Origin of the sequence: Amycolatopsis keratiniphila (assembly GCF_000400635.2) — a bacterium.
Lineage (GTDB): Bacteria > Actinomycetota > Actinomycetes > Mycobacteriales > Pseudonocardiaceae > Amycolatopsis > Amycolatopsis keratiniphila.
In genome coordinates this window covers 2,106,484-2,124,621 of sequence record NC_021252.1, presented here as the reverse complement: position 1 = coordinate 2,124,621, position 18,138 = coordinate 2,106,484, and the positions used below count along the sequence as shown (strand labels likewise).

Below are 18,138 nucleotides of genomic sequence, written 5' to 3'. Positions count from 1 at the left end.
GACCCTACTTCAGCCGCCGAAGAGCTGGACCACCTTGCGGAACAGTTCGTAGACGCCGTAGGCGAACGGGAGCGCGACCCACAGCCACGCGAAGACCATCAGCCCGGTGCGGCGGCGTTCGGGAACCTGTTCGGTCATCGGGCCTCACTCCTCGCGGGCTCGCCGGACGGCGCCGGCTCGTGGTACTTCGGGTTGACCGGGCGCACCAGCTCGTTGGCGACGAAACCGACGACCAGCAGGCCGATCATGATGAACAGCGACGTCGAGTACAGCTCCGGGCCGACCTTGCCCGCCGCCTTCCGGCTGTCGGCGATGGCGTTGACGATCAGCGGCCCGAGCACGCCGGCCATCGACCACGCGGTCAGCAGCCTGCCGTGGATCGCGCCCACCTGATAGGTGCCGAAGAGGTCCTTGAGATACGCCGGCACGGTCGCGAAGCCGCCGCCGTAGAAGGACAGGATCAACATCGCGCACAGGACGAACACGAGCTTCGAGGCGTTGGTGGTCAGCGCGATCACCAGGTACAGCAGGGCGCCGACGCCGAGATACAGCCGGTAGATGTTCTTGCGCCCCACCAAGTCCGAAGTGGACGACCAGACGAACCGGCCGAGCATGTTGGTCAGCGAGAGCAACGCGACGAACCCGGCCGCGGCGGCGGTGCCGACCGGGGTCGAGGTCTCGCGGAAGAAGTCCGCGATCATCGGCGAGGCCTTCTCCAGGATGCCGATGCCCGCGGTCACGTTGAAGCACAGGACCACCCAGAGGAGCCAGAACTGCGGCGTCCTGATGGCGTTGCGCGCCGACACGTTCGCGGTGGTGATCATCGCGTTGCCGTGGTCGGTCTTCGGTTCCCAGCCCTTCGGCTTCCATCCGTCGGCGGGGACCCGCACCAGCAGGATGCCGAGGGTCATGAAGACCGCGTAGACCAGGCCGTGCACGAGGAAGGCGGTCGCGACCGTCCCGATGGACCACGGCGCCGCGCCCAGCATCTGCGAAGACCACGGGGAGGCGATCAGCGCGCCGCCGCCGAAGCCCATGATCGCGATGCCGGTGGCCATGCCGGGCCGGTCCGGGAACCATTTGATCAGAGTCGAAACCGGTGAGATGTAGCCGATCCCGAGCCCGATGCCGCCGATCCCGCCCCAGCCGAGGACGACGAGCCAGTACTGCGACGTCGCCACGCCGAGCGCGGAGAGCAGGAAGCCCGAGCTGAAGCAGACCATCGAGACGAACATCGCCCAGCGCGGCCCGTTGCGTTCGACCAGCGTCCCGCCGAAGGCCGCCGACAGCCCGAGCATCACGATGCCGAGCTGGAACGGCAGCGCGCTCTCCGTCCCGGTGAGGCCGAGGGTCTTCTCCAGCGGCGGCTTGAAGACGCTCCACGCGTACGCCTGCCCGATCGAAAGGTGGACGGCCAGCGCGGCGGGCGGCACCAGCCAGCGGCTCCAGCCCGGTGATGCGACGATGCGGGAACGGTCCAGGAAGCCGACAGCCATCCGGCGCCTCCGTACTCTGAGGATGTGCACTGGGAATGTATTACTTAATTCCCGACGTTGCAGTATCCGAGTGTGGAATTACCGGTCAGAAGGGTGGACAAGTGGGCAGGGTGACGGTGCGGCGTCCGGTGCGGAAGATCTCCGCGACCAAGGACGTGCGGCGGCCCGACGCGCTCGCGGCCGAAGAGCCGCTGGAGATCCGCGTCGGTGGCAAGGCACTCGCGGTCACCATGCGGACACCCGGCAACGACGTCGAGCTGGCGCACGGGTTCCTGTTGTCCGAAGGCGTGCTCGCCTCGCGTGAGGACGTCGCAGTCGCGCGGTACTGCGACGGCGTCGACGACCAGGGCCGCAACACCTACAACGTCCTGGACATCGCGCTGGCCGAAGGGGTCGCCCCGCCGGAGACCGGCGTCGAGCGGAACTTCTACACCACGTCCTCGTGCGGCGTCTGCGGCAAGGCCGCGCTCGACGCGGTGAAACTGAAAAGCCGGTTTTCCCCGGAGAAGTCCGAATTCGCGGTGAGCACCGACGTGCTGGCGAAGCTCCCGGACACCCTCCGCGCACACCAGAAGGTGTTCTCCAGCACCGGCGGGCTGCACGCGGCCGCCCTGTTCGACGGAGACGGGAACCTCGCCGTCGTCCGCGAGGACGTCGGCAGGCACAACGCCGTCGACAAGGTGCTGGGCTGGGCACTACAGGAGGGCCGGATCCCCGCGGCGGACACCGGGCTGCTGGTGTCCGGCCGCGCCTCGTTCGAACTGGTGCAGAAGGCCGCCATGGCCGGGATCGGGCTGCTGGCGGCCGTCTCCGCGCCGTCGTCGCTGGCCGCGGAACTAGCCGAGGAGAACGGCATGACGCTCATCGGTTTCCTACGCGGCGACAGCATGAACCTCTACAGCGGGGAACAGCGGGTGCTCGGCCTCGGCTGAGCGGCGAGGACGGTTAGAACCGTTTTCCTGCACCTACTGGCCCGAAGTCCGTGAAGGCGTGACTCGCGTGATCAGGCACGTGACTCGCGTGACTGGAGGCCGCACTCAGGTGTCCCGCCTTCCAGCACTTCAGCGGTTTCGCGTGACCAGATGGACGGCACACGTGATTGCGTGGACGACACTCGTGATCAGCGGGACGGCAACGCTCGCGGCCGAGCCCCACCGCGAGCCGTCCGTCCAAACACGGGTGTCCTCCACGCAATCACGCGAAAGTACCGGTTCGGCACCGCCGGTCACGGGACCCTTTACTCCGTGCCCACCCAGTTGCCGTGGAAGCCGTTCGGCACCCGGTCCGGCAGGTGCACGGCCCCGACGGTCTCCAGCGTCCCCGCGTCCAGAATGGTCAGATCGCTCTTCTGCGTCGCGGGATCGTAGACGAACCCCATCAGCACGCCCTCGTCCTCGCCGGCGTCCACCGAGGACGGCACGAAGACGAACTCCCCCACCTGCGCGCCGTCGCCGAATTCGCGCGACTGGACCGACCGATTCCACAAATCGTGCTTGAGCAAGGAACCCGAGGACGCCGAACCATCCTTTGTGGACACCGCGTAGCCGAAGCGGTGCCTGCGCCCCACCAGCCGTTCGTCGACACGCGGGAACTCCTGCCCCTGGTCGTCGAGACGTTCCTCGATGACCTTGCCGACACTCAGGTCGACGGTCCAGCGATCCAGGGTCGGCGGCCCCTCGGCGGGGCCGAGGAGTTCGGTGTCGAACATCTTCGGATGCCGCACGACGTCCAGCACGATGTCGTCGCCGTCGTCGTAGGCGTTCATCGGGTGGAACACGTAGCACGGCTCGATCTCGAACCAGCGGACGTCGCCATTGCCGCCTTCGCGCGACATCACGCCGATCCGCGCCGGGTACTTGGGGTTCCAGCGATACGGCAGGCCCGCGTTACCCGTGATCCGCTGGCGCAACCGCGCGCTGAGCGGATCCGGCACCTTCACCTTGCCCACCAGCGCGGACACCACCAGCTGGGCGGGCGTGCGCAGGAACGGCGGGACGGAAGCGGCGACGGCCTGCTCGGTCGCGAACGTCACCGGGAGGTCGTAGAAGACGACGTGCTTCTCGGTCAGGGAGAAGTCGTGCATCATCGGCGAACCGGCGACCTCGATGTCCACCTTGCGCCGCGCGCGGCCCTGCGCGTCGATCACCGAGTACTGCACCTTGTTGCCCCAGCCGAAGAAGTACGACACGGCGTGCAGTTCGCCGGTCTCCGGATCACGCTTCGGATGGGCGGTGTAGCCGCCGGGAAGGGTGCCGTCGAAATCGCAGGCGCCGACGGTGTCGAGTTCGTCGGTCAGTTCGAAGTTCGTGGGTCCGCCCTCGATCAGCGCGAGGGTTTTGCCCGCGTGGCCGATGACGTTCGTGTTGGCCCCCATCGACGCGACCCCGGAGACCGGCCCGCCTTCCCAGCGCTCGCCGATCTCCGCGGACAGCCGGGGGTTGCGCACCCAGCGGTTGCGGTACCACTCGGCGCGGCCGTCCCGCAGCCGGACACCGTGCACCATGCCGTCGCCCATGAACCAGTGGTACGTGGCGGGGTCCACTTCGGACAGCGGGTTGGGCCCGTTCCGCAGGTAGCGCCCGTCCAGGTACTCCGGGATGTGCCCGGTGACGCCCAGTTCGGTGATCGTGTGCTCTCGGCTGACCGGGGCGAAATTGCCCTCGAGGAACTTGTTTCCCATCACAGCCCCCTAGCCTGGGATAACGATGTTATGCGCTCATTTATAACAGAGTTATGAGATACTGGCAAGCATGGCACCGAAACCCTCCGCCACCGAGGTCAAGGGAAAGCTGATCGAAGCGGCGATCCGGCTGCTCGCGCACGGCGGCCCGGAGGCGCTCCAGGCCCGCAAGCTGGCGGCCGAGATCGGCGCGTCCACCATGGCCGTGTACACCCACTTCGGCGGGATGGGCGCCCTCGTGGACGAGGTCGCGCGCGAGGGATTCCGGCGGCTGTCGGCGAACCTGGGCCGGGTCGAGGAGACCGACGACCCGGCGGCCGACATCCTCACCCTCGCGCTGGCGTACCGGCGGACCGTCGTGGACGATCCGCAGCTCTACGCGGTGACCTTCGGCCAGAGCCAGCCCAGCGGGCAGAAGGTGACCCTCGGCGACATGACCAACGAGGAGACCCGCCAGAACGCCAGCGAAGAGGGCATCGAGGCCTTCGGCTACCTCGTCCGCGCCGCGAAGCGGGTGATCGACGCCGGCCGGTTCCGCCCCGCCCCGGAGTTCGAGGTCGCCGCCCAGCTCTGGAGTGCCGTGCACGGCTACATCACGCTGGAGGTCGCCGGCCACTTCGGCGACGGCGAGAATGGTGTGGACCACATCCTGATTCCCCTGGCCACCGCATTGGGCGTGGGTCTGGGCGACACTTACGAGGCCGCGACGCGGTCCGCCCGCCGCTCGATCGAGGCCTGGCGCGCGAAAGAGGGAAACATCGGCACCTGATCCGGCGATACCCCGGTCACAGGTCGGTGAATCGTGCAACCTTCGAGCGGAAACGCGCGTCTGACCTGGTGGAAGCTCAACAGGGGGAACGGGGATCGGTGAACGAGGACGACCAGGGGCACACGACGCTGCCGGGGGTGGACGGCGCCCGCCGGTGGCTGAGCCGTCGTTCCGTGCTGATCGCGGGCGCCTCCGGCCTCGGGGTGGCCGGGCTCGCCGCCGGAACGGCCACCGGAGCCCTGCCGTTCAGCGAAGCGCTCCAGCGGGCGCTCGGCGTCGCGTCGCCGACCCCGGCCACCCAGCTGGGCAGCCCGCGTGTCGAACGCGTCTACTCCGAAGCCCGCGGCCGCGAGGTCGATCTCGTGCTCATGCTGCCGACCAAGGCGCCGCCCAAGGGCCTGCCGATGTCGCTGATGCTGCACGGCCTCCACGGCACCGCGCGGCACGCGGCCCCGACAGGACTGCTGAAGCAGCTCGGCAGTGAGGTCGCCCGCAAGGCGGTGCCCCCGTTCGGGTTCGTCGCCGTCGACGGCGGAGACCACTACTGGCACGAGAACAAGCCGGGTGACAACCCGATGGCGATGCTGCTCGAAGAGGTCCCCCGCTGGCTCGCCGCGCGCGGCCTCGGCGGCCGGGACGGGCAGCCGTTCGCCGCCACCGGGCTTTCGATGGGCGGCTTCGGCGCGCTGCTGTACACCCGGCGCCGTCTCGAACGCCGTCGCCCGCCCGCCGCGGTCGCGGCCCTCGCGCCCGCGCTGATCACGTCGTGGGCCGAGATGAGCAAACGGCGCGCGTTCCGCGACGCCGCGGACTGGGGCTCGCTGGACCCGCTGCGCCACATCGACGTCACCAAGAGCGTGCCGACCGGGATCTGGTGCGGGACCGAAGACCCGTTCATCGGCGGGGTGCGGAAGTTCATCGCCGAGGCCCGGCCCATGGTCGCGCACACCTCGCGCGGCAAGCACGGTGACGCCTTCAACCGCACCGTCGTGCCAAGCCTGATCGCGTTCCTCGGCAAGCACGTCCCGAAGAACGCCTGAGGCCCCTCAGACCCGGAAGTAGATCCTGGTCACGGTCGACCCCGGTCTCAGGTACTGCCGGACCAGGTCGGCCACCTGGTTCACCAGCACCAGGCCACGTCCGCCGATCTGTCCCGGCGAGGCGGGACGGCGGCCTGCCAGCGGATCGCTCAGCGTGCCTTCGTCGATGACCTCACAGAGCACGTAGTCCTCTTCACGCCAGACGCGGACGACACCGTGCCCCGAACCGTGCAGCACGCTGTTGGCGGACAGTTCGGCCACGGCGAGCACAAGGTCTTCCACGCGCTCCAAGGCGAGCCCGTACTCCTCGGCCCGGTCCTGCGCGAAACTCCGCACCGCGGCGAGCCGGGCGAGGTCGAAACGGAACGCGTCGGCCATCCGCGGTTCGGGCAGCGGGAGGTTGTACTTCTCGACGACCGCGTCGGGGGCGTACCCCGCGCTCGGGCGGTCTCCCCCGGTGCCGGACAGCGTCGGATGGGTCCGCTCGGCGTCGGCGAGGACGTCGTCTTCGAGCCGGTCGCGGTCGTACGGGCAGAGGATACTCAGCTCGCGGTCCCCGAAAGCGAAGTTGATCAGCGCCTCGTGCTGCGCGCAGGCCGGGTACTCCAGGGCCGACCGGCCCGCCCAGATCGGTTCGCCGATGATCCGCACCGGCCCCGGGCGGTGGTCCGCGAACGCGAGCAGCACACCGGGGAGGATGCGGCCGGGATTGCGGCCCGCCTCGGTCATGTCGATGAGCTCGACCTCGGCCGCGGAATCGCCCAGGGCGGCTTCGATCAGCGCCAGATTCCGGCCCGGGACGGCCACCGCGACGGGCCGGCCGAGCTTCAGGCCCTCCAGGATGTACGGAACCGTACCGTCCAAGTACTCGGTGTCACCGGAGTAGAGCAGGCCCACGTGCGAGAAGAGACCCGCGGTGACTGTCACGGACTCGTCTTACCCCGTGAAGACGATTCTGAAACCCTGCTAACGGAGGGAAATCGCCGAAACGGCACCGGGCCGATCAGCCGAGCCAGCGTCCCGCCATCGAGATCAGCCAGAATCCGGCGAGCGTCGCACCGGTGAACAGTCCCGTCCAGGCGACCAGCGACTGGTTCACCTCGGCGCTTTTCGCCGCCTTGAGCCGGACGAGCGCGTACGCCGAAACGGCGAAGAACGGCAGCGGGATCAGCGGCAGTGGCGACAAGCGGACGACCCCGGCCACCAGGCAGGTCACCACCAGCACGCCCAGCGCGATCGTCAGCGCGCGCGGGAGCCACGGATGCCCGCGGTAGGCCCCGACGACGATGCGTTCGGTGAGTTCGACGAGTCCCCTGACCTCGCGTGGACTCGCGGCTTCCAGCTCGGGAGCCTCGTTCTCGTCCTTCGTGGGAGTCAGCGGCACCTTCGCATCCTATCCCGGTCGGGTCCCCGGCCGGACCGGGCCGGAGAAACCGATGCCCCGGCCGGAGGTTTCCGGCCGGGGCATCGGTGACGAAACAGCTCCGTCAGGCGGACTTCTCGCCGCGCTCGCTGCTGCGACGGCGTGACGGCTGACGCGCCACGATCGTCGGGTTCACGTTCTCGCGGACGGTCTGCTCGGTGATGACGACCTTCGCGACGTCGTCGCGGCTGGGGATGTCGTACATGACCGGCTGCAGGACCTCTTCCATGATCGCGCGCAGGCCACGGGCGCCGGTGCCGCGGAGCACGGCCTGGTCGGCGATGGCCTCGAGCGCGGTCTTGGTGAACTCCAGCTCGACGTTGTCCATCTCGAAGAGCTTCTTGTACTGCTTCACCAGCGCGTTGCGCGGCGTGGTCAGGATGCTGACCAGCGAGTCCTTGTCGAGGTGGGTCACCGTCGCGACGACCGGGAGACGCCCGATGAACTCCGGGATCAACCCGAACTTGATCAGGTCCTCCGGCATGGTGTCGGAGAAGATGTCGCTCTCGTCGATCTCCGCCTTGGTGCGGATCTCCGCGCCGAACCCGAGACCGCGTTTGCCGACCCGCTCGTTGATGATCTTCTCCAGCCCGGCGAACGCGCCGGCCACGATGAACAGCACGTTCGTCGTGTCGATCTGGATGAACTCCTGGTGCGGGTGCTTGCGGCCGCCCTGCGGCGGCACCGACGCGGTGGTGCCCTCGAGGATCTTCAGCAGCGCCTGTTGCACGCCCTCGCCGGACACGTCGCGGGTGATCGACGGGTTCTCCGACTTGCGGGCGATCTTGTCGACCTCGTCGATGTAGATGATGCCCGTCTCGGCGCGCTTGACGTCGTAATCCGCCGCCTGGATCAGCTTGAGCAGGATGTTCTCGACGTCCTCGCCCACGTACCCGGCCTCGGTGAGCGCCGTGGCGTCCGCGATCGCGAACGGGACGTTCAGCATCTTCGCCAGGGTCTGGGCCAGGTAGGTCTTGCCGCAGCCCGTCGGCCCGAGCATCAGGATGTTGGACTTCGCCAGCTCGACGGTCTCGTCCTTGGAATCCTTCGGCCCGGCCTTGTCGTCGGACTGCACACGCTTGTAGTGGTTGTACACCGCCACGGCCAGCGAACGCTTCGCGTCGTCCTGGCCGATGATGTACTGCTCGAGGAACTCGTGGATCTCGGCGGGTTTGGGCAGCTCGTCGAGCTTGACCTCGCCGGCCTCGGCCAGTTCCTCTTCGATGATCTCGTTGCAGAGATCGATGCACTCATCGCAGATGTAGACCCCGGGGCCGGCAATGAGCTTCTTCACCTGCTTCTGGCTCTTGCCGCAGAAAGAACATTTCAGCAGGTCGCCGCCGTCACCGATCCGTGCCATGGCCGTTGACCTCGTCCCCTCCGGCGCGATACGCGCCTGACTGTCTTACCGCCCCGGTCACGGATGACCTCTCGGAGCCTCACACACTGCCACTGACGGTACCCGTCCGATGCCGCCGACGGGAGAACCAACGTCACATCTGAGCACGCCAGAAGCTGACCATAGACCAGGGGTCCGGTGCGTGTCGTCTCCCGACACGCACCGGTCCCCTCGCTCGATCAGCTGCTCGAAGCCTTGCGGTACTCGAGCACCTCGTCGACGATCCCGTACGCCTTGGCCTCGTCGGCCGTCAGGATCTTGTCGCGCTCGATGTCCTTCTTGACCTCGTCGGCGTCCTTGTTGGTGTGCTTCGCCAGGATGACCTCCATCTGGCGCCGCACCCGCTGGATCTCGTTGGCCTGGATCTCCAGGTCCGACACCTGGCCGTAGGTGCCCTCGGTGGCGGGCTGGTGGATCAGCACGCGCGAGTTCGGCAGCGTGAACCGCTTGCCGGGGGTACCGGCGGCCAGCAGCACGGCGGCGGCCGAGGCGGCCTGGCCGATGCACATGGTGACGATGTCCGGGCGGACGTACTGCATCGTGTCGTAGATCGCCATCAGCGCGGTGAACGAGCCACCGGGCGAGTTGATCAGGATCATGATGTCGCGGTCCGGGTCCTCGTGCTCGAGGTGGAGCAGCTGGACCATCACGTCGTTGGCCGACGCGTCGTCGATCTGCACGCCGAGCATGATCTGACGCTCTTCGTACAGCTTGTTGTACGGGTTCGATTCCTTGATGCCGTAGCTCGTGCGCTCGACGTACGAGGGCAGGACGTACCGCGACTGCGGCAGCTGGAGCCGCGACTGCATCCCGGGCGCCTGCGACCCGATCGGAAGCTGGAAGTTGCTCATGAAATTCTCCTGTGTGCCGGGCGCGGATCAGCTGTTGGGAAGCGGGTTCTCACGAGTGAGGACCTGGTCCACGAAGCCGTAGTCCTTCGCCTCCTGCGCGGTGAACCAGCGGTCGCGGTCACCGTCCTTGACGATCTGCTCGACCGTCTGGCCGGTCTGCTCGGCGGTGATCCGGGCCAGCTCCTGCTTCCACTTGCCGAACACCTCGGCCTGGATGGCGATGTCGGAGGCCGTGCCGCCGACACCCGCCGAGGGCTGGTGCATGAGGATGCGCGCGTGCTGCAGCGCGTACCGCTTGCCGGGCGTGCCGGAGGAGAGCAGGAACTGCCCCATCGACGCGGCCAGGCCCATCGCGTAGGTCGCGACGTCCGGGCGGATCAGCTGCATGGTGTCGTAGATCGCGAAACCCGCGGTGACCGAGCCACCGGGCGAGTTGATGTAGAAGCGGATGTCCGACTCGGAGTCGTCTGCGTCGAGCAGCAACAACTGGGCGGTGATCCGGTTCGCGACCTCGTCGTTGACCTCGGAGCCGAGGACGACGATGCGCTCCTGGAGCAACCGCTCGAAGACCGAGTCGGTGAGGTTGAGCCCTGCGGTACCGGTCCGCGCCTGGGGCGTGTGCTGCGTCACGTCATGCCTGCCTTTTCGCCGACGGCGGCGGGTGGAACGTTCGCCGCCGCGTATGTCCAGATGCTTGAGGATCTTGCAACCGACCCTAACGAACTTGGGCGGTGCAGAATGCCTGACACCGCCCAAGTTCGCTTACAGCTTTACGGTCCGTTTCGACCGGACCGGATATTCCCTACTCGGCCGCAGTCTTCGCGGTCTCCTCGGTGACCTGCGTCTCCTCGGCTGCGGGGCCGAAGAGCTCTTCGAGGTCGACCGTGGCGCCGGAGGCGTCGGTCACGGTGGTCTTGCGGACCACCGAGGCCAGCGCCTTGCCGCGGCGGACGTCGGCGTAGATCGCGGTCAGCTGACCGGACTGCTGCGCCCGCTGGACGTACTCGTCCGGGCTGACGCCGAAGCGCTGCGCCTGGTAGATGATGCGTTCGGTGAGCTCGCCGTCGTTGACCGACGTCTGCTCCGCGTCGGCGATGCTGTCCAGCAGCAGCTGCGTGCGGACCGCCTTCTCCGACTCCTCGCGGACCTCGGTGTCGAACTCTTCGATCGTGCGGCCTTCGGCCTCGAGCGCCTTCGCGAACTGCGCCTCGTCGTGGTCGAAGGGGTGGATCGCGTCGTGCTTGCGGTTCTCGATCTCGGCCTCGAGGACCTTCTCCGGGATCGCGACCTCGGTGCGCTCGAGGAGCTCCTCGAGGACCTTGTCACGGGCCTGGACGCCCTGCTGCATCTTCTTGACGCGGCCGAGGCGCTCGCGAAGGTCGTTCTTCAGCTCTTCGATCGTGTCGAACTCGCTCGCCATCTGGGCGAACTCGTCGTCCGCCTCGGGCAGCTCGCGCTGCTTGATGGTCTGCACGGTGACGGTGACGTCGGCGTCCTTGCCGGTGTGCTCGCCGGCGACCAGCTTCGTGGTGAAGGTCTTGGTCTCGCCGGCGTTCGCGCCGATGATCGCCTCGTCGATGCCGTCGACGAGCTGGCCGGAGCCGATCTCGTAGGACAGGCCGGTGGTCGAGGCCTCCTCGACCTCCTGACCGTCGACGGTGGCCGCGAGGTCGATCGAGACGAAGTCGCCGTTCTCGGCCGGGCGGTCGACGCCGGTCAGCGTGCCGAAGCGGGCGCGCAGCTCGTCGAGCTGCTCGTCGACCTCGGCGTCGGTCAGTTCGACGTCGTCGACGCTGACCGCGAAGCCCTCGAGGTCGGGCAGCGAGATCTCCGGGCGGACGTCGACTTCGGCGGTGAACTCGAGGACCTCGCGGTCCTCCAGCTTGGTCACCTCGAACTCGGGCTGGCCCAGCGTGCGGACCTCGCCCGCGCGCACGGCTTCCATGTACTTGGCCGGAATGACCTCGTTGACGACCTCGTCGAGCACCGGGGCTCGCCCGATCCGGCTTTCCAGCACGCGAGCCGGCGCCTTGCCCGGGCGGAAGCCGGGGATGCGCACCTGCTGGGCGATCTTGCGGTAGGCGCGGTCGAAGTTCGGCTTGAGCTCGTCGAACGGCACCTCGACATTGATCTTGACTCGCGTCGGGCTGAGCTGCTCGACGGTGCTCTTCAACGTATTCTCCTCGAGCGGTAAACGATGTGTTGGGGCATCCGCATGTCTTCGACGGCGGATGTGCCCTGGTCACCTTGCAGACCGGGCCGTCCGAGTCTAGGCCGTGTCCCTTCCCGGTCCGGGCCCGGGGCCATCAGCCCGCCCTCTCCCGCCCGTCACAGGTTTCGGGCAACGTCCGACCAACAGGTCCCCGACCACCCGATCGGACGAGTTTTCGGTTCTTCTCTGTTACGAACCGGCCCTTTCCTGGACACGGATGCGTGCCACGCTTCACCATCGGACGCCGTGACGAGGCGTTTCGGCGATCGGATGAAGTTTACAAACCAGTACTAATTGTCTACGTTGTGCAGGCTTGTCCCGGTAGCCATCGACCGAGGGGAACGATCGATGACCGTCGCCGTATCCCGGTCCGAGGACACGGGGGAATCACCCGAGAGAAGATCGAGACGCGGCGTGCCCAACCCGCGGATCCCGTTGCCGCCGGTCTCGGTGCCGACGGTGCTGCTGTTCACCGGTGGCGCCATGGTCTGGACGGGCGCCACCTGGCTGGTCGTCAACGAGGCCGCGCCGCTCTGGGTGACCATTCCCCTGCACGCGCTCGTCACCTTCACCATGTTCACCGTGCTGCACGAGTCGACGCATCACGCGGCCGGGCGGCTCACCTGGGTCAACGAACTGCTCGGCAGGCTCGCGATGCCGTTCGTGGCGGCCTACGGCTCCTTCCCCCTGGTGCGCTACATCCATCTGGAGCACCACCGCAACACCAACGAGGACGCCCACACCGACCCCGACGCCTGGACCGCGCACGGCCCCTGGTGGCAGTTGCCGCTGCGCTGGCTGACCATCGACTTCTGGTACGCCCGCTTCTACGTGGCGCGGCAGCGCACGCGGCCGCCGTCGGAGCGGAACGAGACCGCGGCCGTCGTCATGCTGAGCCTCGCCGCGTTCGCCTGGCTGACCGTGAGCGGCCACGGCTGGGAACTGCTGATGGTCTACCTGATCCCGCAGCGCGTCGGGCTGGCCGTGCTGGCCTGGTGGTTCGACTGGCTCCCGCATCACGACCTCGGCGCGCAGCGGCAGAACCGGTTCGGCGCGACCCGCGTCCGCGTCGGGCTCGAATGGCTGATGACGCCGATCATGCTGTGCCAGAACTACCACCTGGTGCACCATCTCCACCCGGCGATCCCGTTCTACCGGTACCTGCGCACGTGGCGGGACAACCGCGACGCCTACCTCGCGAGGGACGTCCCGATCGCGACCCCGTGGGGCCGCGAGCTGACGGCGTCGGAGTACCGCGAATGGCGACGGCTCACCGGCTCGTTCGACGAGGAGCCGCCCGCGCGCCAGCCGCTGCGGCCGAGCCGGTTCCACTCGCTGCGGGTCGCCGAGGTCCGGCCGCTGTGCGAGGGCGCCGTCACCGTGACGTTCGACGTGCCGGAGCGGCTGCGCGAGACCTTCCGTTTCACCCCCGGCCAGCACCTCGTCATCCGCGCGGAGGTCGACGGGGAAGAGGTGCGGCGCGCCTACTCGATCTGCTCGACACCGGACTCCGGCGTGCTGCGGATCGCGATCAAGCACCAGCTCGGCGGCGCGTTCTCGACATTCGCCACCACGGAGCTCGCGGCGGGTGACGTGCTGGACGTCCTGCCGCCGGACGGCGAGTTCACGCTGATCCCGGAGCGGGGCCGCGCCGGGCGTTACGTCGCGCTCGCCGCGGGCAGCGGGATCACGCCGATCCTGTCGATCCTGGCCGCGACCCTGCGCGACGAGCCGAACAGCAAGGCGACCTTGCTGTACATCAACACCTCCGGCGCCAGCACGATGTTCGCCGGCGAACTCGGCGAACTCGCCGCACGGCTGGGCGGACGGCTGCACGTCGTGCACTACCGCACCGACGAACGCGACCCGGACCTGCGCACGCAACGGCTCGAGAAGCCGTTCGACATCGTCGGCGAGGCGCTGGCCATCTCGCACGAGCGCTACCAGCGCGGCCGGCTCGACAGCACTCGCCTCCGCGCGCTGCTGCAGGCACGGCTGCACCCGGCGAAGGTGGACGACTGGTTCCTGTGCGGCCCGCGCGACCTCGTCGACATGGCCCGCCGGACGCTGGCCGACCGGGACGTCCCGGAGGAGAACGTCCACTTCGAACTGTTCCAAGGCGCGCTTCCGGTCCGCCCGTCGCGGCGCCCCGGCTCGACGCTGACGGTGACCGCCGGCGGGAAGACCGTCGAAATCCCCGCGACGGTGGGCGAAACCGTGCTCAGCGCCGCACTGCGGCACGGCGTCGACGCGCCGTACGCGTGCGTCGGCGGGGCTTGCGGCACGTGCCGGGCGACCGTGGTGCACGGCGACGCCCGGATGGACGTGCACTACGCGCTCGGGGACGACGAGGTCGCGGCGGGACGGATCCTGACCTGCCGCGCGGTGGCCACCTCCCCGGCACTCGGCGTCGACTACGACCGCTGACCCCGCCCATAACGGTGGCGCGCACGACAGCCCTCCGATATGTCGCGAAAGTGGCTTTCGCGACACCGGGTCGCACGCCGTCGATGGGGTCGTGAGTGGCGACTCGTGTTCTAACCCGAATCGCCACTCACGACCACCCGGACCAAGTCGTTGCGTGACTGAGTGGCCGACGCGTGTGATCAGACGGACGACACGCGTGATTGGGTGGACGACACTCGGACGCGACCGATCCTGCCGCGAGGCGTCCTTCTGGACACGCGTGTCGTCCGTCTGATCACCTGTGGCGTCCGTCTGATCACATGTGTTGCCCGACGGCAGGTACGTGACCGCGGCACACAGCGGGCTCACAGGCGGGACACAACGCGCGCATACGACCGCGGCGCACGCTCGGGGCATGGCATCCGGTCCGACCGCCGGCCCGCGCCGGTGGCCCCGGCCCGGGCGGCTTTCCCTGCGCGCCAAGCTGACCGGCTCGATGGTCTTGCTGCTCACGTTCGTCTGCCTGGTGATCGGCGTCGCCAGCGAGATCGCGTTGCGGTCGTTCCTCACCCGCCAGATAGACGACCAGCTCTCGGCCGCGTCGGACCGCGCCCACGACTTCGCGAGCAGGCCGCCGGAGGACGGCCTCGGTCCCAACCCGCTCAACGCGCCGGGCCAGGCTTCCGGGACGCTCAGCGTGCGGGTCTCCGGAGACCGCGTGCTCTACGCGGGAGTCCTTACCGTGCAAGGACTTCCGCAAGGACTGTCGGCCGAGCAGGAGGCCGGGCTGTTCTCGATCCCGGCGGACCGGCCGCCGATGACGCTGACGATCGGCGGGCTGGGCGACTACCGCGTGCAGGCCTCCTCGATCCCCGGCGGCGTGGTCGTCACGGGGCTCCCGCTCGGGCCGATGCAGGACACCCTGACCACCGTCAGATGGATCCTGTTCGGGGTCGCGGCGGCGGGCGTCACCGGCGCCGGGTTCCTCGGCGCGTTCGCCGTCCGGCGCACGCTGCGGCCACTCGACCGGGTCGCGGCGACCGCGGGCCGGGTGTCGGCGATGCGGCTCGACCGCGGTCAGGTCGCGCTTTCCGTGCGGGTGCCCGAGATCGACACCGATCCGCGGACCGAGGTCGGCCAGGTCGGTTCGGCGCTGAACCTCATGCTCGGGCATATCTCGCGGGCCCTGGAGGCCCGTCAGGCCAGTGAGACCCGGGTCCGCCGGTTCGTCGCCGACGCGAGCCACGAACTCCGCACGCCGCTCGCGGCGATCCGCGGGTACGCCGAACTCGCCGGCCGCGGCAGCGCGCTGGCACCGCCGGAGGTCGCGCGTTCGATGTCGCGGATCCAGTCCGAGGCGGCCCGGATGACGACGCTGGTCGAAGACCTCCTCCTGCTGGCGAGGCTCGACGCCGGACGGCCGCTCGAAGCGGGCGAGGTCGATCTCGCCCGGCTGGCCGCGGACGCCGTCGGCGACGCGCACGTCGCGGGCCCGGACCATCGCTGGGAACTCCGGCTCCCGCCGGTACCCGTCCTCGTCAGCGGCGATGTCCAGCGCCTGCACCAGGTACTGGCGAACCTGCTGTCCAACGCCCGCACGCACACCCCGCCGGGCACCACGGTGGTCACCGCGCTGACCCGCTCGCCCGTCGGCGCCGCGGTGCTCACCGTCACCGACGACGGCCCCGGTATCGCACCGGAGCTCCTGCCGACCGTGTTCGAACGCTTCGCCCGCGGCGACTCCTCCCGCTCACGGACCGCGGGCGGCACCGGGCTCGGGATGGCCATCGCGTCGGCGATCGTCGTGGCCCATCACGGCACGATCGAGGTGCACAGCCGCCCGGGGCGCACCGAATTTGCCGTCCGTCTTCCGGTGATCGGATCCTCACAGCGGGTGCACAGCTTCGGCACAACCACGCCCCAGGTCGGCCCCCGACGCTGAGGCCATGACCCTCCTCGCCTCCCGCGACGATGCCGATCGAACCGCTCCCCCCGCCCGAGGCAGGCCCGCGGATCCGCGCTGGGTCCGGCCGTCCCTGGCGGCGCTTCTGCTCGCGACCGCCGTCCTGTACCTGTGGAACCTCGGGGAATCCGGCTGGGCCAACGCCTTCTACTCGGCGGCCGCGCAGGCCGGATCGCTGAGCTGGAAGGCGTTGTTCTTCGGTTCCAGCGACGCCGCGAACGCGATCACGGTCGACAAGACACCGGCCGCGTTGTGGGTCATGGGCCTTTCCGCGCGCCTGTTCGGCGTCAACGCGTGGAGTGTGCTGGTACCGCAGGCGTTGATGGGCGTCGGCTCGGTGGCGTTGCTGTACGCCGCGGTGCGCCGGACGTCCGGCCCGGCGGCGGGGTTGCTGGCGGGCACGGTCCTCGCGCTCACCCCGGCCGCCGCGCTGATGTTCCGCTTCAACAACCCCGACGCGTTGCTCGTCCTGCTCCTGACCGCGGGCGCGTACTGCGTCGTCCGCGCGCTGGAGAAGGCGAGCCCGCGCTGGCTGGCTTTGGCCGGGGTCGCCGTCGGTTTCGGCTTCCTCGCGAAGATGCTGCAGGCGTTCCTGGTGCTGCCCGCGTTCGGGCTCGCCTATCTGATCGCCGCACCGACCTCGCCGGGCAAACGTCTCTTGCACCTGTTCGGCGCTTTGGCCGCGACCCTCGCCTCGGCCGGCTGGTATCTCGCCGTCGTCGCGGTGTGGCCCGCCGCCGACCGGCCTTATATCGGCGGCTCGCAGGAGAACAGCCTGTGGGAGCTGGCTTTCGGCTACAACGGCCTCGGCCGCATCACCGGCAACGAGGTCGGGAGTGTCGGCGGGAATCCCAACGGCGGTTGGGGCGGCACGGGCTGGGACCGGCTGTTCGGCGACGAGATGGCGGGTGGGATCGCCTGGCTCCTGCCGGCCGCCGCCGTCGCGCTGGCCGCCGGGCTGTGGTTCACGCGCCGTGCCCCGCGCACCGATCGCGGGCGGGCGGCGCTGATCGTCTGGGGCGGCTGGTTCCTGGTGACCGCCGTGGTGTTCAGCTACATGGGCGGCATCATCCACGCCTACTACACGATCGCGCTCGCCCCGGCGATCGCCGCGCTCGTCGGGATCGCGGGCACGCAATTGTGGCGGGCACGGGGGAATCCGGCCGCCGCGGGCACCATGAGCGCGGGGATCGGGATGACCGCCCTGACGGCGTATCTCCTGGTGTCACGGCAATCCGGCTGGCTTCCCGGGCTCGGGATCGCGATTCTCGTGGCCGGCCTCCTGTGTGCTTTTCTGGTGTTCTTCGCCGCGCGTTTGCCCGACGTGGCAAGGCGTCTGGTCGCCGCAAGCACCCTCGTCACCATTCTCTCAGGCACCGGGGTGTACACGGTCGCGACGGCGGCCACCCCGCATTCCGGCGCGCTTCCCTCCGCTGGGCCGGATACGGGCCGGGGCATGCGAATGGGTGGCGGCGGACTGCTCGGGACGAGCCTGCCCGGTGACGACCTGGCCGCCCTGATCCGGCAGGACAGCGCGAACTACACCTGGGCGGCGGCGACCGTCGGCTCCAACAACGCCGCGGGGTATCAGCTGGGCAGCGGCGCGCCGGTGATGGCCGTCGGCGGGTTCAACGGCACGGATCCCGCCCCCACACTCGAACAGTTCCAGGAATACGTCCGAAAAGGACAGATTCATTACTTCCTCGGCGAGGGCATGATGATGCGCGGGGAGACCGGCAGCGACGCCGCCGAGCGGATCGCCGCCTGGATCGCGGAAACCTACACACCGACCACTGTGGACGGTGTCACCGTCTACGACCTGAGCCGGTGAATCCCGTGACAGGACACAGCGACAGCACAGCTCGGGCACAAGGCGACCTCAGCGCGATGACCGAGATT

The 18,138-nt window shown here is 68.9% G+C and carries 15 protein-coding genes; 6 read left to right on the top strand and 9 right to left on the bottom strand.

What is annotated here, in order from left to right:
• Positions 1-9: 9 nt before the first annotated feature.
• Positions 10-138 carry an MFS transporter small subunit gene (locus tag AORI_RS84545; protein WP_016332363.1) on the bottom strand — a complete coding sequence of 43 codons (129 nt, stop codon included), beginning with the start codon at positions 136-138 and terminating at the stop codon, positions 10-12.
• The gene (locus AORI_RS50880) at positions 135-1,496 is read right to left on the bottom strand and encodes an L-lactate MFS transporter (protein ID WP_016332362.1); all 1,362 of its coding nucleotides are present in this window, start codon (positions 1,494-1,496) and stop codon (positions 135-137) included. Before AORI_RS50880 ends, AORI_RS84545 begins: the two co-directional genes overlap by 4 nt.
• Positions 1,497-1,597: 101 nt before the next feature.
• On the opposite strand from AORI_RS50880, the gene fdhD reads away from it, so the two are divergent.
• Positions 1,598-2,428, top strand: a complete 831-nt coding sequence (fdhD, locus tag AORI_RS50875; protein WP_016332361.1) for a formate dehydrogenase accessory sulfurtransferase FdhD — start codon at positions 1,598-1,600, stop codon at positions 2,426-2,428.
• A 305-nt stretch (positions 2,429-2,733) separates the two neighbouring features.
• Here fdhD and AORI_RS50870 read toward each other — a convergent pair whose 3' ends face one another.
• On the bottom strand, positions 2,734-4,176 hold the full coding sequence (locus AORI_RS50870) for a carotenoid oxygenase family protein (RefSeq protein ID WP_016332360.1): 1,443 nt from the start codon (positions 4,174-4,176) through the stop codon (positions 2,734-2,736).
• Positions 4,177-4,246: 70 nt separating this feature from the next.
• Between AORI_RS50870 and AORI_RS50865 the strand changes: the two genes are divergently transcribed.
• Both AORI_RS50865 and AORI_RS50860 read left to right on the top strand, forming a co-directional pair.
• Positions 4,247-4,945 carry a TetR/AcrR family transcriptional regulator gene (locus AORI_RS50865; RefSeq protein ID WP_016332359.1) on the top strand — a complete coding sequence of 233 codons (699 nt, stop codon included), beginning with the start codon at positions 4,247-4,249 and terminating at the stop codon, positions 4,943-4,945.
• Between the two features lie 98 nt (positions 4,946-5,043).
• Complete coding sequence (locus AORI_RS50860) at positions 5,044-5,985, top strand: alpha/beta hydrolase (protein ID WP_016332358.1); 942 nt, start codon at positions 5,044-5,046, stop codon at positions 5,983-5,985.
• Between the two features lie 6 nt (positions 5,986-5,991).
• Here AORI_RS50860 and AORI_RS50855 read toward each other — a convergent pair whose 3' ends face one another.
• The 6 genes from AORI_RS50855 to tig all read right to left on the bottom strand — a co-directional run bounded on the left by AORI_RS50855 (position 5,992) and on the right by tig (position 11,831).
• Entirely contained in the window at positions 5,992-6,912 is a 921-nt protein-coding gene (locus AORI_RS50855) for a sensor histidine kinase (RefSeq protein WP_016332357.1), read from the bottom strand.
• 76 nt (positions 6,913-6,988) lie between these two features.
• Positions 6,989-7,369, bottom strand: coding sequence for a hypothetical protein (locus AORI_RS50850; RefSeq protein WP_016332356.1), 381 nt, complete (start codon positions 7,367-7,369; stop codon positions 6,989-6,991).
• A 103-nt stretch (positions 7,370-7,472) separates the two neighbouring features.
• On the bottom strand, positions 7,473-8,768 hold the full coding sequence (clpX, locus tag AORI_RS50845) for an ATP-dependent Clp protease ATP-binding subunit ClpX (RefSeq protein WP_016332355.1): 1,296 nt from the start codon (positions 8,766-8,768) through the stop codon (positions 7,473-7,475).
• Between the two features lie 218 nt (positions 8,769-8,986).
• Positions 8,987-9,658 carry an ATP-dependent Clp protease proteolytic subunit gene (locus AORI_RS50840; RefSeq protein WP_016332354.1) on the bottom strand — a complete coding sequence of 224 codons (672 nt, stop codon included), beginning with the start codon at positions 9,656-9,658 and terminating at the stop codon, positions 8,987-8,989.
• Positions 9,659-9,685: 27 nt separating this feature from the next.
• Positions 9,686-10,288, bottom strand: a complete 603-nt coding sequence (locus AORI_RS50835; RefSeq protein WP_016332353.1) for a ClpP family protease — start codon at positions 10,286-10,288, stop codon at positions 9,686-9,688.
• Positions 10,289-10,460: 172 nt separating this feature from the next.
• Positions 10,461-11,831 (bottom strand): trigger factor, encoded by a 1,371-nt coding sequence (gene tig / locus AORI_RS50830; RefSeq protein WP_016332351.1) that lies wholly within the window; start codon positions 11,829-11,831, stop codon positions 10,461-10,463.
• Between the two features lie 453 nt (positions 11,832-12,284).
• On the opposite strand from tig, the gene AORI_RS50825 reads away from it, so the two are divergent.
• From AORI_RS50825 to AORI_RS50815, 3 genes are all read left to right on the top strand, one after another.
• On the top strand, positions 12,285-14,297 hold the full coding sequence (locus tag AORI_RS50825; protein WP_016332350.1) for a fatty acid desaturase: 2,013 nt from the start codon (positions 12,285-12,287) through the stop codon (positions 14,295-14,297).
• Between the two features lie 394 nt (positions 14,298-14,691).
• Positions 14,692-16,218 carry a sensor histidine kinase gene (locus AORI_RS50820; RefSeq protein WP_016332349.1) on the top strand — a complete coding sequence of 509 codons (1,527 nt, stop codon included), beginning with the start codon at positions 14,692-14,694 and terminating at the stop codon, positions 16,216-16,218.
• 4 nt (positions 16,219-16,222) lie between these two features.
• On the top strand, positions 16,223-18,070 hold the full coding sequence (locus AORI_RS50815) for an ArnT family glycosyltransferase (protein WP_016332348.1): 1,848 nt from the start codon (positions 16,223-16,225) through the stop codon (positions 18,068-18,070).
• The last annotated feature ends 68 nt before the right edge of the window (positions 18,071-18,138 follow it).